The sequence below is a fragment of the Pseudomonas sp. VEM90 genome, from assembly GCF_054611535.1.
Genome location: NZ_JBTRAR010000018.1, coordinates 92,167 through 108,560 on the forward strand (window position 1 = coordinate 92,167; position 16,394 = coordinate 108,560).

General features: G+C 62.5%; 14 protein-coding genes. 2 read left to right on the forward strand and 12 right to left on the reverse strand.

Annotated features, from left to right (window positions below):
• Positions 1-38 precede the first annotated feature (38 nt).
• The 10 genes from ACYCCG_RS17840 to ACYCCG_RS17885 form a co-directional block, all read right to left on the reverse strand.
• Positions 39-1,169, reverse strand: coding sequence for a lactonase family protein (locus tag ACYCCG_RS17840; RefSeq protein ID WP_245354939.1), 1,131 nt, complete (start codon positions 1,167-1,169; stop codon positions 39-41).
• Entirely contained in the window at positions 1,150-1,425 is a 276-nt protein-coding gene (locus ACYCCG_RS17845) for a DUF5629 family protein (protein ID WP_176684484.1), read from the reverse strand. Before ACYCCG_RS17845 ends, ACYCCG_RS17840 begins: the two co-directional genes overlap by 20 nt.
• Before the next feature lie 62 nt (positions 1,426-1,487).
• On the reverse strand, positions 1,488-3,887 hold the full coding sequence (locus ACYCCG_RS17850) for an efflux RND transporter permease subunit (RefSeq protein WP_176684485.1): 2,400 nt from the start codon (positions 3,885-3,887) through the stop codon (positions 1,488-1,490).
• Positions 3,884-4,924 (reverse strand): WD40/YVTN/BNR-like repeat-containing protein, encoded by a 1,041-nt coding sequence (locus tag ACYCCG_RS17855; RefSeq protein WP_459671351.1) that lies wholly within the window; start codon positions 4,922-4,924, stop codon positions 3,884-3,886. The genes ACYCCG_RS17850 and ACYCCG_RS17855 overlap by 4 nt, the downstream gene beginning before the upstream one ends.
• Positions 4,925-5,195: 271 nt before the next feature.
• Positions 5,196-7,853: an aminopeptidase N gene (pepN, locus tag ACYCCG_RS17860; protein ID WP_459671352.1), complete on the reverse strand. Its 2,658-nt coding sequence runs from the start codon at positions 7,851-7,853 to the stop codon at positions 5,196-5,198.
• A 13-nt stretch (positions 7,854-7,866) separates the two neighbouring features.
• Positions 7,867-8,697: a DUF2797 domain-containing protein gene (locus ACYCCG_RS17865; RefSeq protein ID WP_459671353.1), complete on the reverse strand. Its 831-nt coding sequence runs from the start codon at positions 8,695-8,697 to the stop codon at positions 7,867-7,869.
• Complete coding sequence (locus ACYCCG_RS17870) at positions 8,694-8,954, reverse strand: YeaC family protein (protein ID WP_003247224.1); 261 nt, start codon at positions 8,952-8,954, stop codon at positions 8,694-8,696. The genes ACYCCG_RS17865 and ACYCCG_RS17870 overlap by 4 nt, the downstream gene beginning before the upstream one ends.
• Before the next feature lie 13 nt (positions 8,955-8,967).
• Positions 8,968-9,855, reverse strand: coding sequence for a rhomboid family intramembrane serine protease (locus ACYCCG_RS17875; protein ID WP_339444508.1), 888 nt, complete (start codon positions 9,853-9,855; stop codon positions 8,968-8,970).
• Positions 9,852-10,823: a metallophosphoesterase gene (locus ACYCCG_RS17880; RefSeq protein WP_459671357.1), complete on the reverse strand. Its 972-nt coding sequence runs from the start codon at positions 10,821-10,823 to the stop codon at positions 9,852-9,854. The genes ACYCCG_RS17875 and ACYCCG_RS17880 overlap by 4 nt, the downstream gene beginning before the upstream one ends.
• Complete coding sequence (locus ACYCCG_RS17885; protein WP_003247220.1) at positions 10,823-11,713, reverse strand: NAD(+) kinase; 891 nt, start codon at positions 11,711-11,713, stop codon at positions 10,823-10,825. The genes ACYCCG_RS17880 and ACYCCG_RS17885 overlap by 1 nt, the downstream gene beginning before the upstream one ends.
• On the opposite strand from ACYCCG_RS17885, the gene ACYCCG_RS17890 reads away from it, so the two are divergent.
• The gene (locus ACYCCG_RS17890) at positions 11,712-12,734 is read left to right on the forward strand and encodes a DUF1853 family protein (RefSeq protein WP_459671359.1); all 1,023 of its coding nucleotides are present in this window, start codon (positions 11,712-11,714) and stop codon (positions 12,732-12,734) included. The genes ACYCCG_RS17885 and ACYCCG_RS17890 overlap by 2 nt on opposite strands.
• A 75-nt stretch (positions 12,735-12,809) precedes the next feature.
• On the opposite strand, the gene ACYCCG_RS17895 is transcribed toward ACYCCG_RS17890, so the two are convergent.
• The gene (locus ACYCCG_RS17895; protein ID WP_209963902.1) at positions 12,810-14,138 is read right to left on the reverse strand and encodes an IS110-like element ISPpu9 family transposase; all 1,329 of its coding nucleotides are present in this window, start codon (positions 14,136-14,138) and stop codon (positions 12,810-12,812) included.
• 573 nt (positions 14,139-14,711) lie between these two features.
• On the opposite strand from ACYCCG_RS17895, the gene ACYCCG_RS17900 reads away from it, so the two are divergent.
• On the forward strand, positions 14,712-15,257 hold the full coding sequence (locus ACYCCG_RS17900) for a cytochrome b (RefSeq protein ID WP_339444505.1): 546 nt from the start codon (positions 14,712-14,714) through the stop codon (positions 15,255-15,257).
• Here the strand turns inward: ACYCCG_RS17900 and ACYCCG_RS17905 are convergent.
• Positions 15,248-16,141 carry a 1-aminocyclopropane-1-carboxylate deaminase/D-cysteine desulfhydrase gene (locus ACYCCG_RS17905; RefSeq protein ID WP_209964490.1) on the reverse strand — a complete coding sequence of 298 codons (894 nt, stop codon included), beginning with the start codon at positions 16,139-16,141 and terminating at the stop codon, positions 15,248-15,250. The two genes, ACYCCG_RS17900 and ACYCCG_RS17905, sit on opposite strands and share 10 nt — an antisense overlap.
• Positions 16,142-16,394 lie beyond the last annotated feature (253 nt).

Sequence of the window (16,394 nt, forward strand, 5' to 3'; positions counted from 1 at the left end):
TCTGGCCAGTTCACCTATGAGCGAACCCTCCCAACCTCTTAATCGATGAACTTCAGGTCCGAAGGCGCGTCCTGCGCCATGGTCTGCACGGTCTCCCCCAACTTGCCAGTCAAGAGATCACGGCGCATGACCACGATCTGGTTGCTCTTCTGGTTGGCTACCAGCAGGAAATTGCCGCTAGGGTCCAGGGCAAATTCACGGGGGTGATCGCCTTCCACGGAGCGGCGCTGCACGAACGTCAACTGGCCGTCATTCTTGCCAACCGCAAACACCAGGATTTCATTCGCCGTGCCACGGTTGCTCACGTACAGGAAGCGGCCGTCCGCCGACAGGTGCAGGCCTCCCGCTGCCTTGGCCGCTGCATCCTGCTGCTCGGTCAGCGGCAGGCGTTGACGCTCAAGCAAAGCAGCGTCCTCGACGTCGAACATCACCACTTCGCCACTCATCTCCAACGTCAGGTAAGCATGCTGGCCCTTGGCGTCGAACAGCAGGTGACGGGGCCCACTGCCTGGCGGCAAGGCCACCGAGGCCGGGATTGCCGGGCTCAACGGCTTGTCCACACTGGCGCCGTCGTAGCGGTAGATGAATACCTTGTCCGCGCCCAGGTCGCAGGCATAGACATGCTGGCCATCGGGCGACAGCACCAGTGCATGCACATGGGCACCGGCCTGGCGCTCGGGGTTGACGCCACTCGCCTTGTGCCGGGCCTGTTGCACCGCGGGCTCGAGTTTGCCGTCCCTGGCCACCGGGATGACCACCAGGCTGCCGCCGGGGTCAGGCTTGACCGCGTAGTTGGCCACGAACAGATAACGCTGGTCACGACTGAGGCTGGCGTGAGTCGGTTCGTCACCTTGGGTGACCATCTGGTTGAGCGGCTTGATTTCGCCCTTGGTGCTGACGCTGAAACTACTGGCATGGCCACCCGGGGTTTCATTGACCACGAACAGCTGACGCTGGTCGGCCGACAGCACAAGCCAGGAAGGGTTGACGTTCTTGACCACTTGTTGCGGTGTGGGGTCGATGCGGCCGGCCTTGTCGTCGAACTGGTAGCGGTAGATACCCTGGCTGGCGCCATCGGTGTAGCTGCCCACCAGCAACGTCGAGGCGTGGGCGTGGATAGTCAGGCTCATCAGGCTAGCGGTCAGCAGGTTAGTCCAGGTGCGGTTCATCTTGCTCATCATCCGGGGCGCGAAAGGCACTCATACAGACTAGTCGATGCGCGCCGTTGGCATCGTCGAGTTGCCACTCGTCTCCGGTGGCGATGGCGGCAGCGATTTGCTCAGGCGTGAACGACCAGCGGCGCAATTGGCGGCCGTCCATGCATTCGACAGTGAGGCCGGCTTCATCGGCGGTGAAGTCGAAGGCGTGCAGGCCGTCGATCAGAAGCATATCGCAGGCCTGCAGGGCGGTAGCGAGGGGGGACATAGGGGTACCAATCTGAAATGGATTGGCAGTATAACCTTGGGGCCGCATTGCGGCCCCTTCAATCAATGGGCAAAGATCGACCCACCCTCCTTGCCCACCATCTTCTCAGGCTTGATCAGGAACCGCGCCAATGCCGGTAGCAGCCACAACGCACCAAACATGTTCCAAAGCAGCATGAAGGTCAGCATCAGACCCATGTCCGCCTGGAACTTGATCGCCGAGAAAATCCAGGTGCATACCCCAATGGCCAGGCACAGCCCGGTGAACAGCACCGCTTTGCCGGTCGAGCGCAGGGTCTGGTAATACGCTTCCTGCAACGGCAAACCGGCACGCAGGAAGCTTTCCAGGCGGCTGTAGATATAGATGCCATAGTCCACACCAATCCCCACACCCAGCGCCACCACCGGCAAGGTCGCCACTTTCACCCCGATGCCCATGTAGGCCATCAGCGCGTTGCCCAGCACCGAGGTCAGCACCAGGGGCAGCACGATGCACAGCGTGGCGGCGAACGAGCGGAAGGTGATCAGGCACATCACGGCCACGCAGATGTACACCAGGATCAGGATGGTCAGCTCGGCCGACTTGATCACCTCGTTGGTCGCGGCCTCGATGCCCGCGTTGCCCGCCGCCAGCAGGAACTGCAGGCCTTCCTTGTCATGGCTGTCGGCAAACGCCTTGGCCACGGCGGTGACGCGCTCCAGCGTTTCAGCCTTGTGATCATTGAGGAACACCAGCACGGGTGCCAATGAGCAGTCGCCGTTGTAAAGGCCATCGGCTCGGGCGATAGAGTTGTTGAGGATGTCCGGGTTGCGCGACAGGGTTTCCCATTTCAGGCTGCCCTCGTTCATGCCCTTGATCACCTGTTTGGAAACGGTGACCAGGGAAATCGCCGACTGCACGCCAGGGGTGTTTTCCATGGTCCACATCAGCTCGTCGATCGGCGCCATGGTCGAGTGGACCGAGCACTTCTCCGACGGCGTCTTGACCATGATCACCAGCACATCGGAACTGGTCGAGTAGTTGCTGATGATGAAGTTGTTGTCCTGGTTGTAGCGCGAGTCGGGGCGCAGCTCCGGTGCACCCTGGTCGAGGTCACCGATCTTCAGGTTCTGGCTGTACCACAGGCCGCCGGCGAAGGCGAGCAGTGCCAGCACCACCGACACCGGCGCCACCTTGGCACTGGCGAAGTTCGACAACAGGCGCCAGAACGGGTGCTCGCGGGTCGCGTCTTTCTTGCTGCGCTCGATGGCCTTCTTGCTGATGCCGACGTAGGAGATGGCCACCGGCAACATGATCAGGTTGGTGAACACGATCACCGCCACACCGATGGAGGCGCCGATGGCCAGTTCGCGAATCACCCCGATGTCGATGATGAGCAGGGTGATGAAGCCCACTGCGTCGGCAAGAATGGCGATCATTCCCGGCAGGAACAACTGACGGAATGTGCGCCGGGCAGCGGTTAGGGCATTGTCGGCATCACTCGACTGCAGCGCGATACCGTTGATCTTCTGCACCCCGTGGGAAATGCCGATGGCGAAGATCAGGAACGGCACCAGCATCGAGTACGGGTCCAGGCCAAAGCCCACCGCATGCATCAGCCCCAACTGCCAGACCACCGCCACCAGCGTGGTAATGAGCACGGCGACAGTGCTGCGGATGCACCAGGTAAACCAGTACAACAACACCAAGGTGATCGCCAGGGCGACGCCGAAGAACATCGCCACCATCACCAGGCCATCGATCAGGTCACCGACCTTCTTGGCAAAGCCGACGATGTGGATTTTTACATTGGGGTTCTGCGCCTGGAACTTGTCGCGGATCTTCTCTTCCAGCAGGTGAGAGAACTGCTGGTAGTCCAGCTTCACCTGTTTGCCAGGGTCCTGCGGGTCCGGGTAGCTCTCCAGCAGCGGTACGTCGACGATGCTGGACTTGAAGTTGTTGCCTACCAGGCGCCCCACCTGGCCTGACTTGAGCACGTTGTCGCGCAAGCTATCGAGGCTGTCCTGCGAACCGTTGTAGGTGTTAGGGATTACTTCGCCACCGGAAAAGCCCTCCTCGGTGACCTCGCTCCAGCGCACGCTGGGGCTCCACAGTGACTTCAACCCGGCCCGGTCGACACCGGGAATGTAGAACACCTCGTCATGGATCTGACGCAAGGTCTCCATGTAGTCCTTGTCGAAGATGTCACCGTTCACCGCCTCCACCGAGATGCGCACGGTGTTGCCGAGGTTGGCCAGGTCGTTGCGGTGCTCCATCATCTGCTCGATGAACGGGTGCTGCAGCGGGATCATCTTCTCGAAGCTGGTGGACGGGCGAATCTGCGTGGCCTGCCAGAACAGGAAAATGCTGACCAGCACGCACAGGGCGATGACCACTGGGCGGTTATTGAAGATCAGGCGTTCGAGCAGCGTGGCTTGATCCTGATGATGCGGGTGCATGGCAATGCTCTCCCTGCTGGTCATGGACGCACCTCCCGGGCAGCCTGATCAGCCCCTTCGGCGCTGGTCAGGTGCACACCACCCTGCCCTACCAGCAGCAGGCCGCCGTTGGCCAGGCCACTGACGCCGGCCAGGGCGAGGCGGTCGGCACGGTTGTACACGCTGAAAGTCTGGCCGTCGTCCGTGCTGCGCAGCACGCTGCCACCATTGCCGACCAGCACCAGAGTGCCATCATCGACAAGCGTAGCGCCTGCCAGGCCGAACTCCAGCGTACCGCGCGCGGCCTTGAGTTCGATCGGCTGCCAGCTGTCACCGAAGTCGCTGGAGCGGAACAGGTTGCCGCGAAGGCCGTAGGCCAGCAGGGTCTGCGGCCTGGCGGTGCCGATCACGCCGAACAGCGAGCCCTCGTAGGGGCCCTGGACCTTGGCCCAGGTCTGGCCCTTGTCGGCGGAGCGGTACATACCGCCCTGCTCACCCACGATGAACAGGCCGGCATCGCGCACTTGGGCGATACCGTTCAGGTGCAACTGATCCGGGTTGTCCAGCCGCTCGGCCACGTCCTGCCAGTGCTGCCCGCCATCGGTGGTTTCCAGCAAGGCGCCATAGGCCCCCACGGCAAACCCGTGCTGGGCGTCGAGGAAGGTCACATCGAGCAAGGGCGCTTCACGGGCCAGGTCTTCGAACTGCTTGCTCCAGGTAGCGCCGCCGTCGCTGCTGGTGAGGATCTGCGCGTCATGGCCGACGGCCCAGCCACGCTTGTCGTCGAGGAAAAACACGGCAGTGAGCAATTGCCGGGTGGGTACCCGGGCCTGGGTCCAGGTGCTGCCCTGGTCGTCGGAGAACAGAATGTGGCCGCGATCACCGACCACCACCAGGCGCTTGCCGGCATGGGTGGTGTCGATCAACAGGCTTTCACTGGCCTTGGCCGATTCGGTGGAGTATTCGTCGGCTGCCGCGGCCTGGGCGCTGTCGGCCCACACCCCCAATGCCAGTGCCAGCATCGCGCTGGCTGCCCATGGCCAGGCACCACGCCTGGCTGGCGTACGTAACTGTTCCCTCATGACTGCCCCCTTGTTGTGTTCTTTTTGGTGGGTCAATGCATTGCAGGCTTTGCGAACGCCTGATCTAGAGGCCTGCAATAGCTTGAGGGGATCGTAGCGGGGATGTTTGCGGGAGTACAACGGGCGGGGTGTTATGTTTTGTTGTCGGCCGGGGAAAGCCGGGGCCGTTGGGCGGCCCTTCGCGGGTAAACCCGCTCCTGCAAAGGTTTCATCCCCCTGTAGGAGCGGGTTCACCCGCGAAGGGCTGCAAAGCAGCCCCAATTCACAAGAATTACGCCAGACTCTTGCTCACAACCTCATACACATCACTGGACAACTCACCCGAAGCCAGAATGCGCTCCAGCTCACCCTTCATCAGCGCCTGACGCGCATCGTCATACTTGCGCCAGCGGGTCAGCGGCGCCAGTTGCCGCGATGCAATCTGCGGATTCAGTGCATTCAGCTCGATCACCAGGTCCGCCAGGAAGCGATACCCCGAGCCATCGGCAGCATGGAAGTTGACCAGGTTCTGCCCGGCAAAGGCACCGATCAGCGCACGCACCTTGTTCGGGTTCTTCAGGGTGAAGGCCGGGTGCTGCATCAATGCCTTGACCCGCGCCAGCCCGCCCGGCAGCGTGCTGGCCGCCTGCACGCTGAACCATTGGTCCATGACCAACGGGTTGTCCTTGAAGTGCTCGGCAAACGCCTCCAGCGCTTTCGCGCGCTCGGCCTCGAACGGCGAGTTGACCAGTACCGCCAGCGCGGTAAGGCGCTCGGTCATGTTGTCGCAGTGCTCGAACTGCTCCAGGGTCGCCTCCAGCACCTGTTGCTTGCCACTCTGCATCAGGTACGACAGGGCGATGTTCTGCAGGCTGCGGCGGGCAAAGTGCTTGGCCTCGGCCGCATAGGCAGTGCTGCGCGACACCTCACGGTTGGCCTGGTAACGCGCCCACAGGGCGTCGAACAGGTGTTCGGCGATCTGCTGGCGTGCGAACTCGCGGGCGGCGTGGATGGCGTCGACGTCGGCCACCTGGCTGATCTCGGTAAGGTACGCCTCACCTGGCAGCGAGAGCATTTCGGCCACCATGGCCGGGTCCAGCGATGCATTGCCCAGCACAGTGCCCAAGGCGGTAATCAGGCGCTGGTCGAGCTTCAGGGCTTCGCCGCGTTGATGCTGGCCGATCAGTTCCTGCAGTACCTGCACCGACAGCTGCTGGCCCGCTTCCCAGCGGTTGAAGCCGTCGCTGTCGTGCTGCATCAGGAACATCAGCTGGTCGCGGCCATACGGGAAGCTCAGCTTCACCGGGGCGCTGAAGCCACGCAGCAGCGACGGCAGCGGTTTGGCCTGGATACCCTGGAAGGTGAAGGTTTGCTCGGCCTCGGTCACCGACAGCACGCGGCTGGTCCCTTGAGCGGCGTCTTCACCAGCCAGTTGCAGCGGCAGGTCGTTGCCGGCGGCATCCAGCAGGCCCAGTTCCACCGGGATCACGAACGGCAGTTTCTCGGCCTTTTCCGGGGTCTGCGGGCAGCTCTGGCGGAACGTCAGGCTGTAGGTCTGCGCGGCGTCGTCATACGCTTCGCTGACCTCCAGGCGTGGGGTGCCCGCCTGGCTGTACCAGCGCTTGAACTGGGTGAAGTCGACGCCGTTGGCGTCTTCCATGGCCTTGATGAAGTCGTCGGTGGTTACCGCCTGGCCATCATGACGCTCAAAATACAGGTCGCTGCCTTTACGGAAGCCTTCGCTACCCAGCAGGGTACGGACCATGCGCACCACTTCGGCGCCCTTCTCGTAGACGGTCAGGGTGTAGAAGTTGGATATTTCGATGAAGCTGTCCGGGCGCACCGGGTGGGCCATGGGGCCGGCGTCTTCGGCGAACTGGTGGGTGCGCAGGTAGGCGACGTCTTCGATGCGCTTGACCGTGCGCGAGTTCATGTCGGCACTGAACTCGGCATCGCGGAATACTGTGAGGCCTTCCTTCAGCGACAACTGGAACCAGTCACGGCAGGTAACGCGGTTGCCCGACCAGTTGTGGAAGTACTCGTGGGCGACCACGCCTTCGACGCGCTGGTGCGCAGCATCGGTGGCGGTTTCGGCACGGGCCAGCACACAGCTGGAGTTGAAGATGTTCAGGCCCTTGTTTTCCATGGCGCCCATGTTGAAGTCATTGACCGCAACAATCATGAAGATGTCCAGGTCGTACTCGCGGCCATAGACTTCTTCGTCCCAGCGCATGGACTTTTTCAGGCTGACCATGGCGTGGTCGCACTTGTCGATGTTCTCGGGCTCGACGTAGATGCGCAGGGTCACATCACGGCCGGACTGACGGGTGAAGCTGTCTTCAACGCACCACAGGTCACCGGCCACCAGAGCGAACAAGTAGGCCGGCTTCATGAACGGGTCTTCCCAGGTCGCCCAGTGGCGGCCATCTTCGGTCGGCCCGCTGCCGATCGGGTTGCCGTTCGACAACAATACCGGGTAGCGATGCTGCTCGGCGATGACCGTGGTGGTGAAGGTGCTCATCACGTCCGGGCGGTCGAGGTAGTAGGTGATCTTGCGGAAGCCCTCGGCCTCGCACTGGGTGCAGAACATCTTGCCCGACTTGTACAGGCCTTCCAGGGCGGTGTTGCTTTCCGGGTGGATCTTCACGCTGGTGTCGAGGGTGAAGCGCTCGGCCTTGGGCTGTACGGTCAGGCTGTCGGCGTCGAGCTGGTAGTCGCCTGGCTGCAGTTCCTGGTCATCCAGCGAGGCGCGCAGCAGTTCCAGCTGCTGGCCATCGAGTTCCAGTGGCGGCAGGCCGGCACCGCGTGCCGGGTTGCGGCGCATGACCAGTTGCGCGTGAACCAGCGTGTGGTCCTCGAACAGCTCGAAGGTCAGGTGCGTCTCGTCGATCAGGTACTCCGGCGCCTGGTAGTCCTTGAGGTAGATCACTTGCGGTTGTTCGGTACGCATGTGCAGGTCCTTTTTACTGGAGCACGGCCAACTGGTAGGCCGTGTACTTGCGAATATTGATCACACCGGTGTCGAAGATCAGGTACTGGCCCTTGATGCCCAGCAGCGTGCCCTCGGCCACCGGGTCCTTGTCGAGGTTGAAGCTGACAATCTTCTTGGGGTACGCCTCGACCGGGTAGTTCATCTGCACCACTTCGGCGTCCGGCAGCGGCTGGATCGCCTGCAGGCCGAAGCGCCCCTGCATCTCGCGCAGGCCGTCGGCGCAGGCTTCGAAGACCTGCTCCCGGATGGCCGGCAGGTCGAGCACCTCGGCATCGCTCTTGAGCAGCGCGCGCCAGTTGGTACGGTCCGGCACCTGGCTGCGCAGCACGTCTTCGACCAGGCCCGATTGCTGCCGGGTGGCCACGCGCATGATCGGCAACGCCTGACTGGCACCCTGGTCGAGCCAGCGGGTGGGCAGCTGGGTGGCACGGGTAATGCCGACCTTGATCCCCGACGAATTGGCCAGGTACACGATGTGGTCGGTCATGCAGAACTGTTCCCCCCACGACGGCTCCCGGCAGGTGCCGGCGTCGTAGTGGCATTTTTCCGGGGCCATGATGCACACATCGCACTGGGCCAGCTTGGTCATGCACGGGTAGCAGTAACCCTGGCTGAAGCTGGTCTTGGTGCGCTTGCCGCAATGGCTGCAATGAATGGCGCCGAGGTATTCCAGGCGCAGGCGCTGGCCGATCATGGGGTTGACCGGCACCTGCGTGTCATCCAGGCGGAAGCTGTACTGCACCACCGGTGCCTGCAGGCTGACGGCCATTTTGCTCAACGAGCCACGAGCGAGTTCGATCAATGTACCGAGTCCGACTTGAACAGAATGTTGGCGATGGGCGCGGACTTCGACGCGCATTCCTGTGGGCCCATGTAGCCGGTGCGCTGGTCTTCGGGCAGGTTCTTCATCTCCCAGGCGATGACCGCCTGCAGCGACAGTTCTTTCTGCTCGGCCGTGAGCTTGCGGCCGTCGGACCATTTGCCGATTTCCACCGCCAGTTTCAGGCTCTGGTAGATTTCCGGGGTGATGTTTTCAATCATTTGCGCGAAAGTGGACATAGTGTCTCCTGATTCAAGCCGACAGTTTACGCCGGGCCAGCGCCCCACCCAAGAGCCCGGTCAGGCATCCGATGAGCAGCCCGCCGACGTGGGCGGCATTGGCGATCTGGCCAAGGCCGAGGGTGCCGACCACGCCGGTCAGGCACACCACCAGCCAGATCAGCATCATCACCAGCACGCCCTTGGGCAGGGTGAAGTAACGGTCGGGCGCCAGCCACTGGTACAGCCAGATGTGCCCGAGCAGGCCGTACAGCACGCCGGACAGGCCGCCAAACAGGCTCGGCCCGCTGGTGTAGTGCTGGGCCAGGTTGGACACCAGGCTGAACAGCAGGGTCAGGCACAGCAACGCCCACGGGCCCTGGCGCAGTTCGATGCGTTTGCCCAGCTCCCAGTACCACAGGCTGTTCATGGCCAGGTGCAGCACACCGAAATGCAGCAGCATGGGCGACACCAGTCGCCACCACTGACCTTGGTCGAGGGTTTGCGCCAGCGAGGTGAAGTACAGGTAGTCGCCCTGGACACGGAAGTCGAGGAAGGTGAACCAGCTGATGGTGGTGAAGTTGTCACCAAGCCCCGTCAGGCCGGCGACGATGAAGCACAGCAGCAGGGTGAGGGTGGTGATTTTGCAGGCCTTGGCCTGGGCTGCCAGAGAAGGCTGTGTGGGGGCATTCGCGGGTGAAACCGCCCCTACAGGGTCGGCGCTCGCCGGCAGGTCGGCGTTGCCGTCGGGGTAGCGCTGGTAGAGCTGCAGCACATCTTCGGCCAAGGTGTCGGGGGCCCAGAGGACCTGGGCATCACCCTCCTCGCTGACCCGGTGCGGCACCTGCAGGCGCTGCAACAGCTGGACGAAGCCGCTGAGGTCGACCGACAGCGGCAGGCGCATCACTTCGATTATGTTCATTGGTTGGCCTGTGGGCGGTCAACGTCGACCCAAACGAACTTGTGTGGGTCGATGCGGGTTTCATCATCCAGCCGGTAGGCGACCAGCTTGCCGTAGAGCACGGCGCTGTAGTCCAGGCAGGCCAGGTTGGCGCGGATTGGCGCCGGGCGGCCGCTGCGCCAGTAATGACCGACGAACAGCAGAGGCTGGTCTTCGTCATATCGCAGCAAGGCGTTCTTCTGGCTGTGGCTGAGCGGGGTACTGGCCACTTCTTCGGGCAAGGCATCGGGCTGGAAGACGATGTCACCGTAGGTCTTCGGGTCTTCTTCCCAGAACTTGGTGCGGAAGAACGCGCGGGTCAGGCCGTCGCCGCCGGTCAGCGTCAGCCCGTCCGGCAGGCGCATGTCGGTTCCGCGCAACAGGCGGTTGCACACCGTGTCGGCAAAACTGCCACTCACGGCCGAGGCCTGGATGAAGTGTTCATCGATGCGTCCGTCGGGGTATTGCTGGCGCAGCGGCTCGATCAGCCGCGGGTCCCAGCAGGCGTGCACCAGACGGAAACGGCCGGCGTCGACGAACAGCGGCAGCTGGTAGAACCAGTTGACGAAATCGTGCCAGTCGCCAGGGTGCTGGGCAAACTGGGTCAGGGTTTCGTCGATCAGACGGGCATGCCGCGGCGTGTGTTCGCGTACATAGGCCTTGCCGCTGCCAGGCAGCGCCGGGGTGACCCAACCCAGGGCGTTGTATTCGTGGTTGCCCATGATGCAGAACGCCTGGCCGGCTTCGACCATGTCGTGAACGATGTGCAGCGCCTCACGAATGCGTGGCCCGCGGTCGACGATATCGCCAAGGAACAGCACCTGACGTCGCGGGTGGCGCCACACGCCGGCCACGCGCTTGTATCCGAGGGCGTCGAGCAGGCGTTCAAGGGTCAGCGCACAGCCGTGCACGTCGCCGATGATGTCAAAACTTCGCGCCGGATCGAGCATCAGTCGTCACTGCTCCCCAGGCGGCTGCCCCAACCCAGCTTGGTGCGGCAGACCTCGTAGTAATTGTGGTCCAGCGGGTGGATCAGACGCAGTTTCTGCGGCTTCTTGCTGACCGTGATGGTGTCGCCGGGGGCACAGGTAAAATGGTTCTGGCCGTCACAGGACACCTGCGGGTAGATCTGCAGGTCCTTGGACACCACGATCTTCAGCTCGCTGTTGCCGTCGACCACGATCGGCCGGCCCGACAAGGTGTGCGGGTACATCGGCACGATGACGATGGCATCGAGCTTGGGGTGCATGATCGGGCCACCGGCCGACAGCGCATAGGCGGTGGAGCCGGTGGGGGTGGCGACGATCAGGCCGTCGGCTTTCTGGCTGCAGACGAACTGGCCGTCGATGTAGATCTCGAACTCGATCATGCGCGTGGACTTGCCCGGGTGCAGCACCACGTCGTTCAGCGCATCGCCCTGGCCGATGGCCTCGTGGTGGCGGCGCACCTCGGCCTGCAGCAGGAAACGGTTTTCCACCAGGTAGTGGCCGTCGAGCACTTCGGCGACCTTCTGCTCCAGCTCGTCGGGGCGGATGTCGGTGAGAAAACCCAGGTTGCCACGGTTGATACCCAGCACCGGAATGTTGTGCCGGGCCAGCGCGCGGGCTGCGCCCAGCAGGCTGCCGTCGCCGCCGACCACGATGACCAGGTCGCAGACCTCGCCCAGCAGCTTGCGGGTGGACGTTTGCAAGCCATGGCCGGGCAGCACTTCGGCAATGGTGTCCTCGAGGATCACGTGCAGGTGGCGATCGAGGAGGAATTTTTTAAGTCGGCGAATGGTGTCGAGCACCTGCGAGCTGCCAAGGCGACCGATGATACCGATATTGCGAAATTGCTCCATGGGGCTCCTGCAAGGCTTTGCGGCGGGTGACGATGCGCCGATTATGGGCGAAACCACCGGGCAGCGGCAAACCGGCTATGCTCGCAGGATGACGCCATTCGCCCAGCTCCACGACCTGCCCCGACAATTGCAGCGCGCCACCGTGCGTGACCTGGCATGGACCCTGTTGTCACCGCCCCTGCTCAGCGACCCGCCCTGCCCCCAGCGACACCCGCTGGCGGGCAGCCTGTGGGCGCAGCAGCCGCAACGCCTTGAACAATGGTTGCGGGCCCTGGATGCCGATGACCGACCGTTGCGCGCGTGGCTGGCGCAATTGGGCAGCCGGCGCCTGGGGCATTACTACGAACGCCTGTGGCAGTTTGCCTTGGGCCAGGCGCCAGGCATCGAGCTGCTGGCCGCCAACCTGGCGATTCGCGACGGCGGGCGCACCCTGGGCGAGCTCGACGTGGTGCTGCGCGACCACGACGGCGTGCACCACCTGGAACTGGCGATCAAGCTGTACCTGGGCCCGGAAGACGCCGGGCACGACCCGCATGCCTGGCTGGGGCCTGGTTGCCATGATCGGCTGGGGACCAAGCTTGCGCACCTGGCAGGGCACCAGTTGCCCATGTCCAAGGGCGCGCACAGCCGCGAGATGCTGGCCAAGCTGGGGATTGAGCAGGTACAGGCACATGTGTGGCTGGGCGGCTATCTTTTCTACCCGTGGCCGGGCCATGCCAAGCCACCCACCGGCGCCAACCCGCAGCATTTGCACGGGCGCTGGGTGCGACGGCAGGACTGGGTGCTGGCTGAAAGTGAACGGTGGCAGCCGCTGCAACGGCATGCCTGGCTGGCACCTGCGCGGTTCGAGGCAGGCGAATGCTGGCTGGCGGAGCAGTTTGCAGCCTGGTTGCATATGCTGGAGCAGCAGGCACCGGCGCAGTTGCTGGTGCGACTGGAGCAGGAGTCCGATGGCGCCTGGCAGGAGGTGGAGCGGGTGTTTCTTGTGGCTGATGACTGGCCGTATCTGCCCGGTAACTGATGTCACCTGTTCCGGCCCCTTCGCGGGCACGCCCGCTCCCATCAAACAAAATGCAACCCACTGTTTTCTAAGCACTCAAGCGGCCACCAGCTGATACCCCAGTTTCCGGGCTTTGCGGAGCAAAGCCCGGACCTGCCGGTCTTGGCTTCTGGTTTCGAACTCCTCAAGACCTTTTTCAACATAAGCCTGCTTCTTGGTTAAAAGGTTGTACACCAGACGTGCCAACTGATGCGCAGTGGCCTTGATGGCGCAGCTGGTATCCATTCGAGTCAGCCTGGCTCGGTGCGATGCACCAATGAAACCCTTGTCGTTACGGGCATTGGATGCAGCCTGCTTGAGTGCTTGAGCTGCTCGATTGACTATTTTTGGCCCGCCACCTGCCAGTCGATGACCGCCGGAAATTCGGGTAGGGGGAGACAGTCCCAACCAAGAGCAGAAGTGCTGTGAGGACGGGAAGCGTGATAGATCTGTACCGATCTCCCCTGCCAGCACTAATGCAGTGTCCACCCCAATGGTTGGAATTGCGGTTAGGTCCACGCCAAGAACTTTCCACAATGTCTGATGCAATTCAGTCTGTCGGGCACCGTTTCGGTGTGGGCTCCGTAAAGGCTTATTGGATGGCTCTGGCTTGTTTTGCAGCACCGGTAACTGCTCTAACGCGGCTTTTATGGCGTCGTCACAATCAGCAATTTGCTGCTCCAGGAAGTCATAGGCAGCCAATTCCTGAGTTAGCGCATGCAAATGCTCGCGCCGCCAATTGCCATGAAGACTCCGAGCGACAGCCTCCTTGCCTGCCTTGATGCGGCGGTCGGTCAGTTCAGCCAGTTGCACTGGGTCCCGTTCACCTGCGCAGATGGCTCGCAAAATCTTCATGCCAGTTACGCCGGAAATATCACTGATGACATTGGCCAGCTGGATGTTCATTTGGCTCATGGCCTTTTGCATCCGGTTCAGCGTCTGCGCCTGGTCTTTCACTTTGGAAGCACGCTGCCTGACCAATGACCGGACGCAGCAGGTCAGATCATCGGGGCGGAATGCGCCTCTGAGCAGTCCATGAGTCATCAGCTGCCAAATCCACTGGCAATCCAGCACATCTGATTTACGGCCCGTGATTTGTCGAGTTGCTCTGGCATTGACGAGATAAACCTCAAAACCGCGCTCGCTGAGAATCTCGTAAATTGGAATCCAATAAACTCCCGTGGATTCCATGGCAACGACCTTGATCCCCAGGCTTTCAAGCCAGTTAGCCATCTTGAGCAGGTCGTCCGTAAAGGACGTGAACGACTGGACGGGATTTTCGTGCCGGGGATCGACCGCCACGAAATGCTCTCGACCACCGACATCGATCGCCGCGCAATCGGGATGGACGACGGTAAAGCGTTGCTTGGAAGGCTTGCGCGCCATGATGAATCCTCGCAGGATAGAGGGCGCGCGGGGCACACGGTGGCGAAAGGGTTCACTCTCTCATACGTGGTCACAGCTGAATCAGCTGATGCCTACAGGGACTTCACGCCGATACCGTGCGGATCACTCTCCCACGCGGGTGTGCGCACACACACCAGTGCTGGCTACGATCTCTGTCCCGCGCACACGAACCCTAACAAAGCAAAAGGCGGCTGGCCCTACCGGGCCAACCGCCTTTTCTTTTTCAACATGTCAGCGTCGCTGCGGATCTAAAGCCGTACACCTCATGTTTGCTGCGCGACAGCGCAGCCCGGAAGGGCTGGGTGATCTCCCACAGGCACTGCACAGTCTTTGAAGACTGTGCAGTGCCTGGACTGCCCCCCAAGGGGTGGATTGGTGTCCAACTTCTTGGGGGCAGTCCATACCTGTGGGAGCGGGCGTGCCCGCGAAGGGGCCGGTGGCTGGCAACACAATTTTCACAGACCCAGCGCAAAGATTCGTTTCTGGTAACCATTACAATGGCACCTGAGCGCCAGCAAGAGCGCCTTTCCGACCTGATGACGAGGACCGATCATGGTTTCATCCAACCCCGCGACCCATTACGCGCGCCTGTCCATCGCCCTGCATTGGCTGATGCTGGTGTTGCTGGCTGCTGTCTATGCCCTTATCGAACTGCGTGGCCTGTTCCCCAAGGACAGCGCCGAACGCAACCTGATGAAGGACCTGCACTTCATGCTGGGGCTGAGCGTGTTCGTGCTGGTCTGGCTGCGTCTGGCCATGCGCCTTAGCCGTCCGACTCCGCCCATCGTGCCAAAACCACCAGCCTGGCAGACCGGCCTGGCGCACCTGATGCACCTGGCGCTTTACCTGCTGATGATCGGTCTGCCGCTGGCCGGTTGGTTGATCCTCAGCGCCGCCGACAAACCGGTGCCGTTCTTCGGCCTGGAGCTGCCACATCTGATCGGCCCGAACCCGGACCAGGCCAAGTTCATCAAAGGGTGGCATGAGCGTATTGGCAGCTGGGGCTACTGGCTGATCGGCCTGCATGCACTGGCCGGGCTTTACCACCACTATGTGCAGCGCGACAACACGCTGTTGCGCATGCTGCCCTACAAGTAACCGCGTCGGCCCTGCAGGCCACCCGTGTGCACGAAGATCAGGTTGCTGCCGGGCTTGAACAGCCCGGCAGCAACCTGATCACGCAAGGCCAGCAGAGCCTTGCCGGTATAGAGGGCTTCGAGCGGCACGCCAGTGCGCCGCTCGCAGTCGGCGATGAAGGTCAGTAGCTCATCGTCGAATTTTCCGAAACCGCCACGGCAGGCGTCGTGTAGCTGGTAGCCGTGCGTGCCGGCCAGTGCTGCCACCGTCTCTGGCACCCCATGATCCCTGGGCACTGCCAGCGCACCATGTACGGCATGTGCACCCACCTCGGCCAGTACAAGGCCGGCCAAGGTAGTCCCCGTTCCGGCAGCCAGCCACCAGGCGTCATGGTCTGACCAGCCCAATCCCGCGATCTGCGCGCGCGCCTGCTGCATGATCAGTGCGCAGCCCTGCGCACCGGCCAGCCCGCCGCCCCCTTCAGGGATGCAGTGCCAGCCTGGATAGCGCGCTTGCCAAGGTTCCCAGAAGCCGGGTTCGTTGCGTGCACGGTAGCCGCCGTAGCCTAGCCAATGCAGTTCCATGCCCAGCGCCTGCAGGTCACGCACGGTTGGCGTGTCCTGGGCATGGCCGCGTAACAGGCCGACGGTGGCGAAGCCGAAACGCTTGCCGGCAGCGGCCAAGGCGTGCAGGTGATTGGAATGGTTGCCGCCGAGGCTGATCAGGCCCGGGGCATTGCTGGCGCCAGCCTGTTGCAGGTGGTGGCGTAGTTTGAACCACTTGTTGCCGCTGATCAGTGGGTCGATCAGGTCCAGGCGCAGAATGGCGGCCTGGACCTGGGCTTGATTCAGCCAGGGCAAGTCCAGAAATTGCAGCGGGGCTTGGGGGAGGTCGAATACATGCATGGATCGCAGTTTACAGGGTAATCCCGCAAGCGCTTGTAATCGATGAACTCGCCCCGCCAGGGCATTACAGTGCCAGGGTGGACGCGCATCAGTGGTTCGACACAGGCATCGACGGCCCGGTACAGACCGTCGTAGGAGCGGGTTCACCCGCGAAAGGGCCGGGCCTGCTGGCCAATCTCCACTCGCCGTTCACCGTTGCCACCGCCATCGAATTCGCGGGCATGCCCGCTCCCTCCGTTTACCGTGCAGGTAT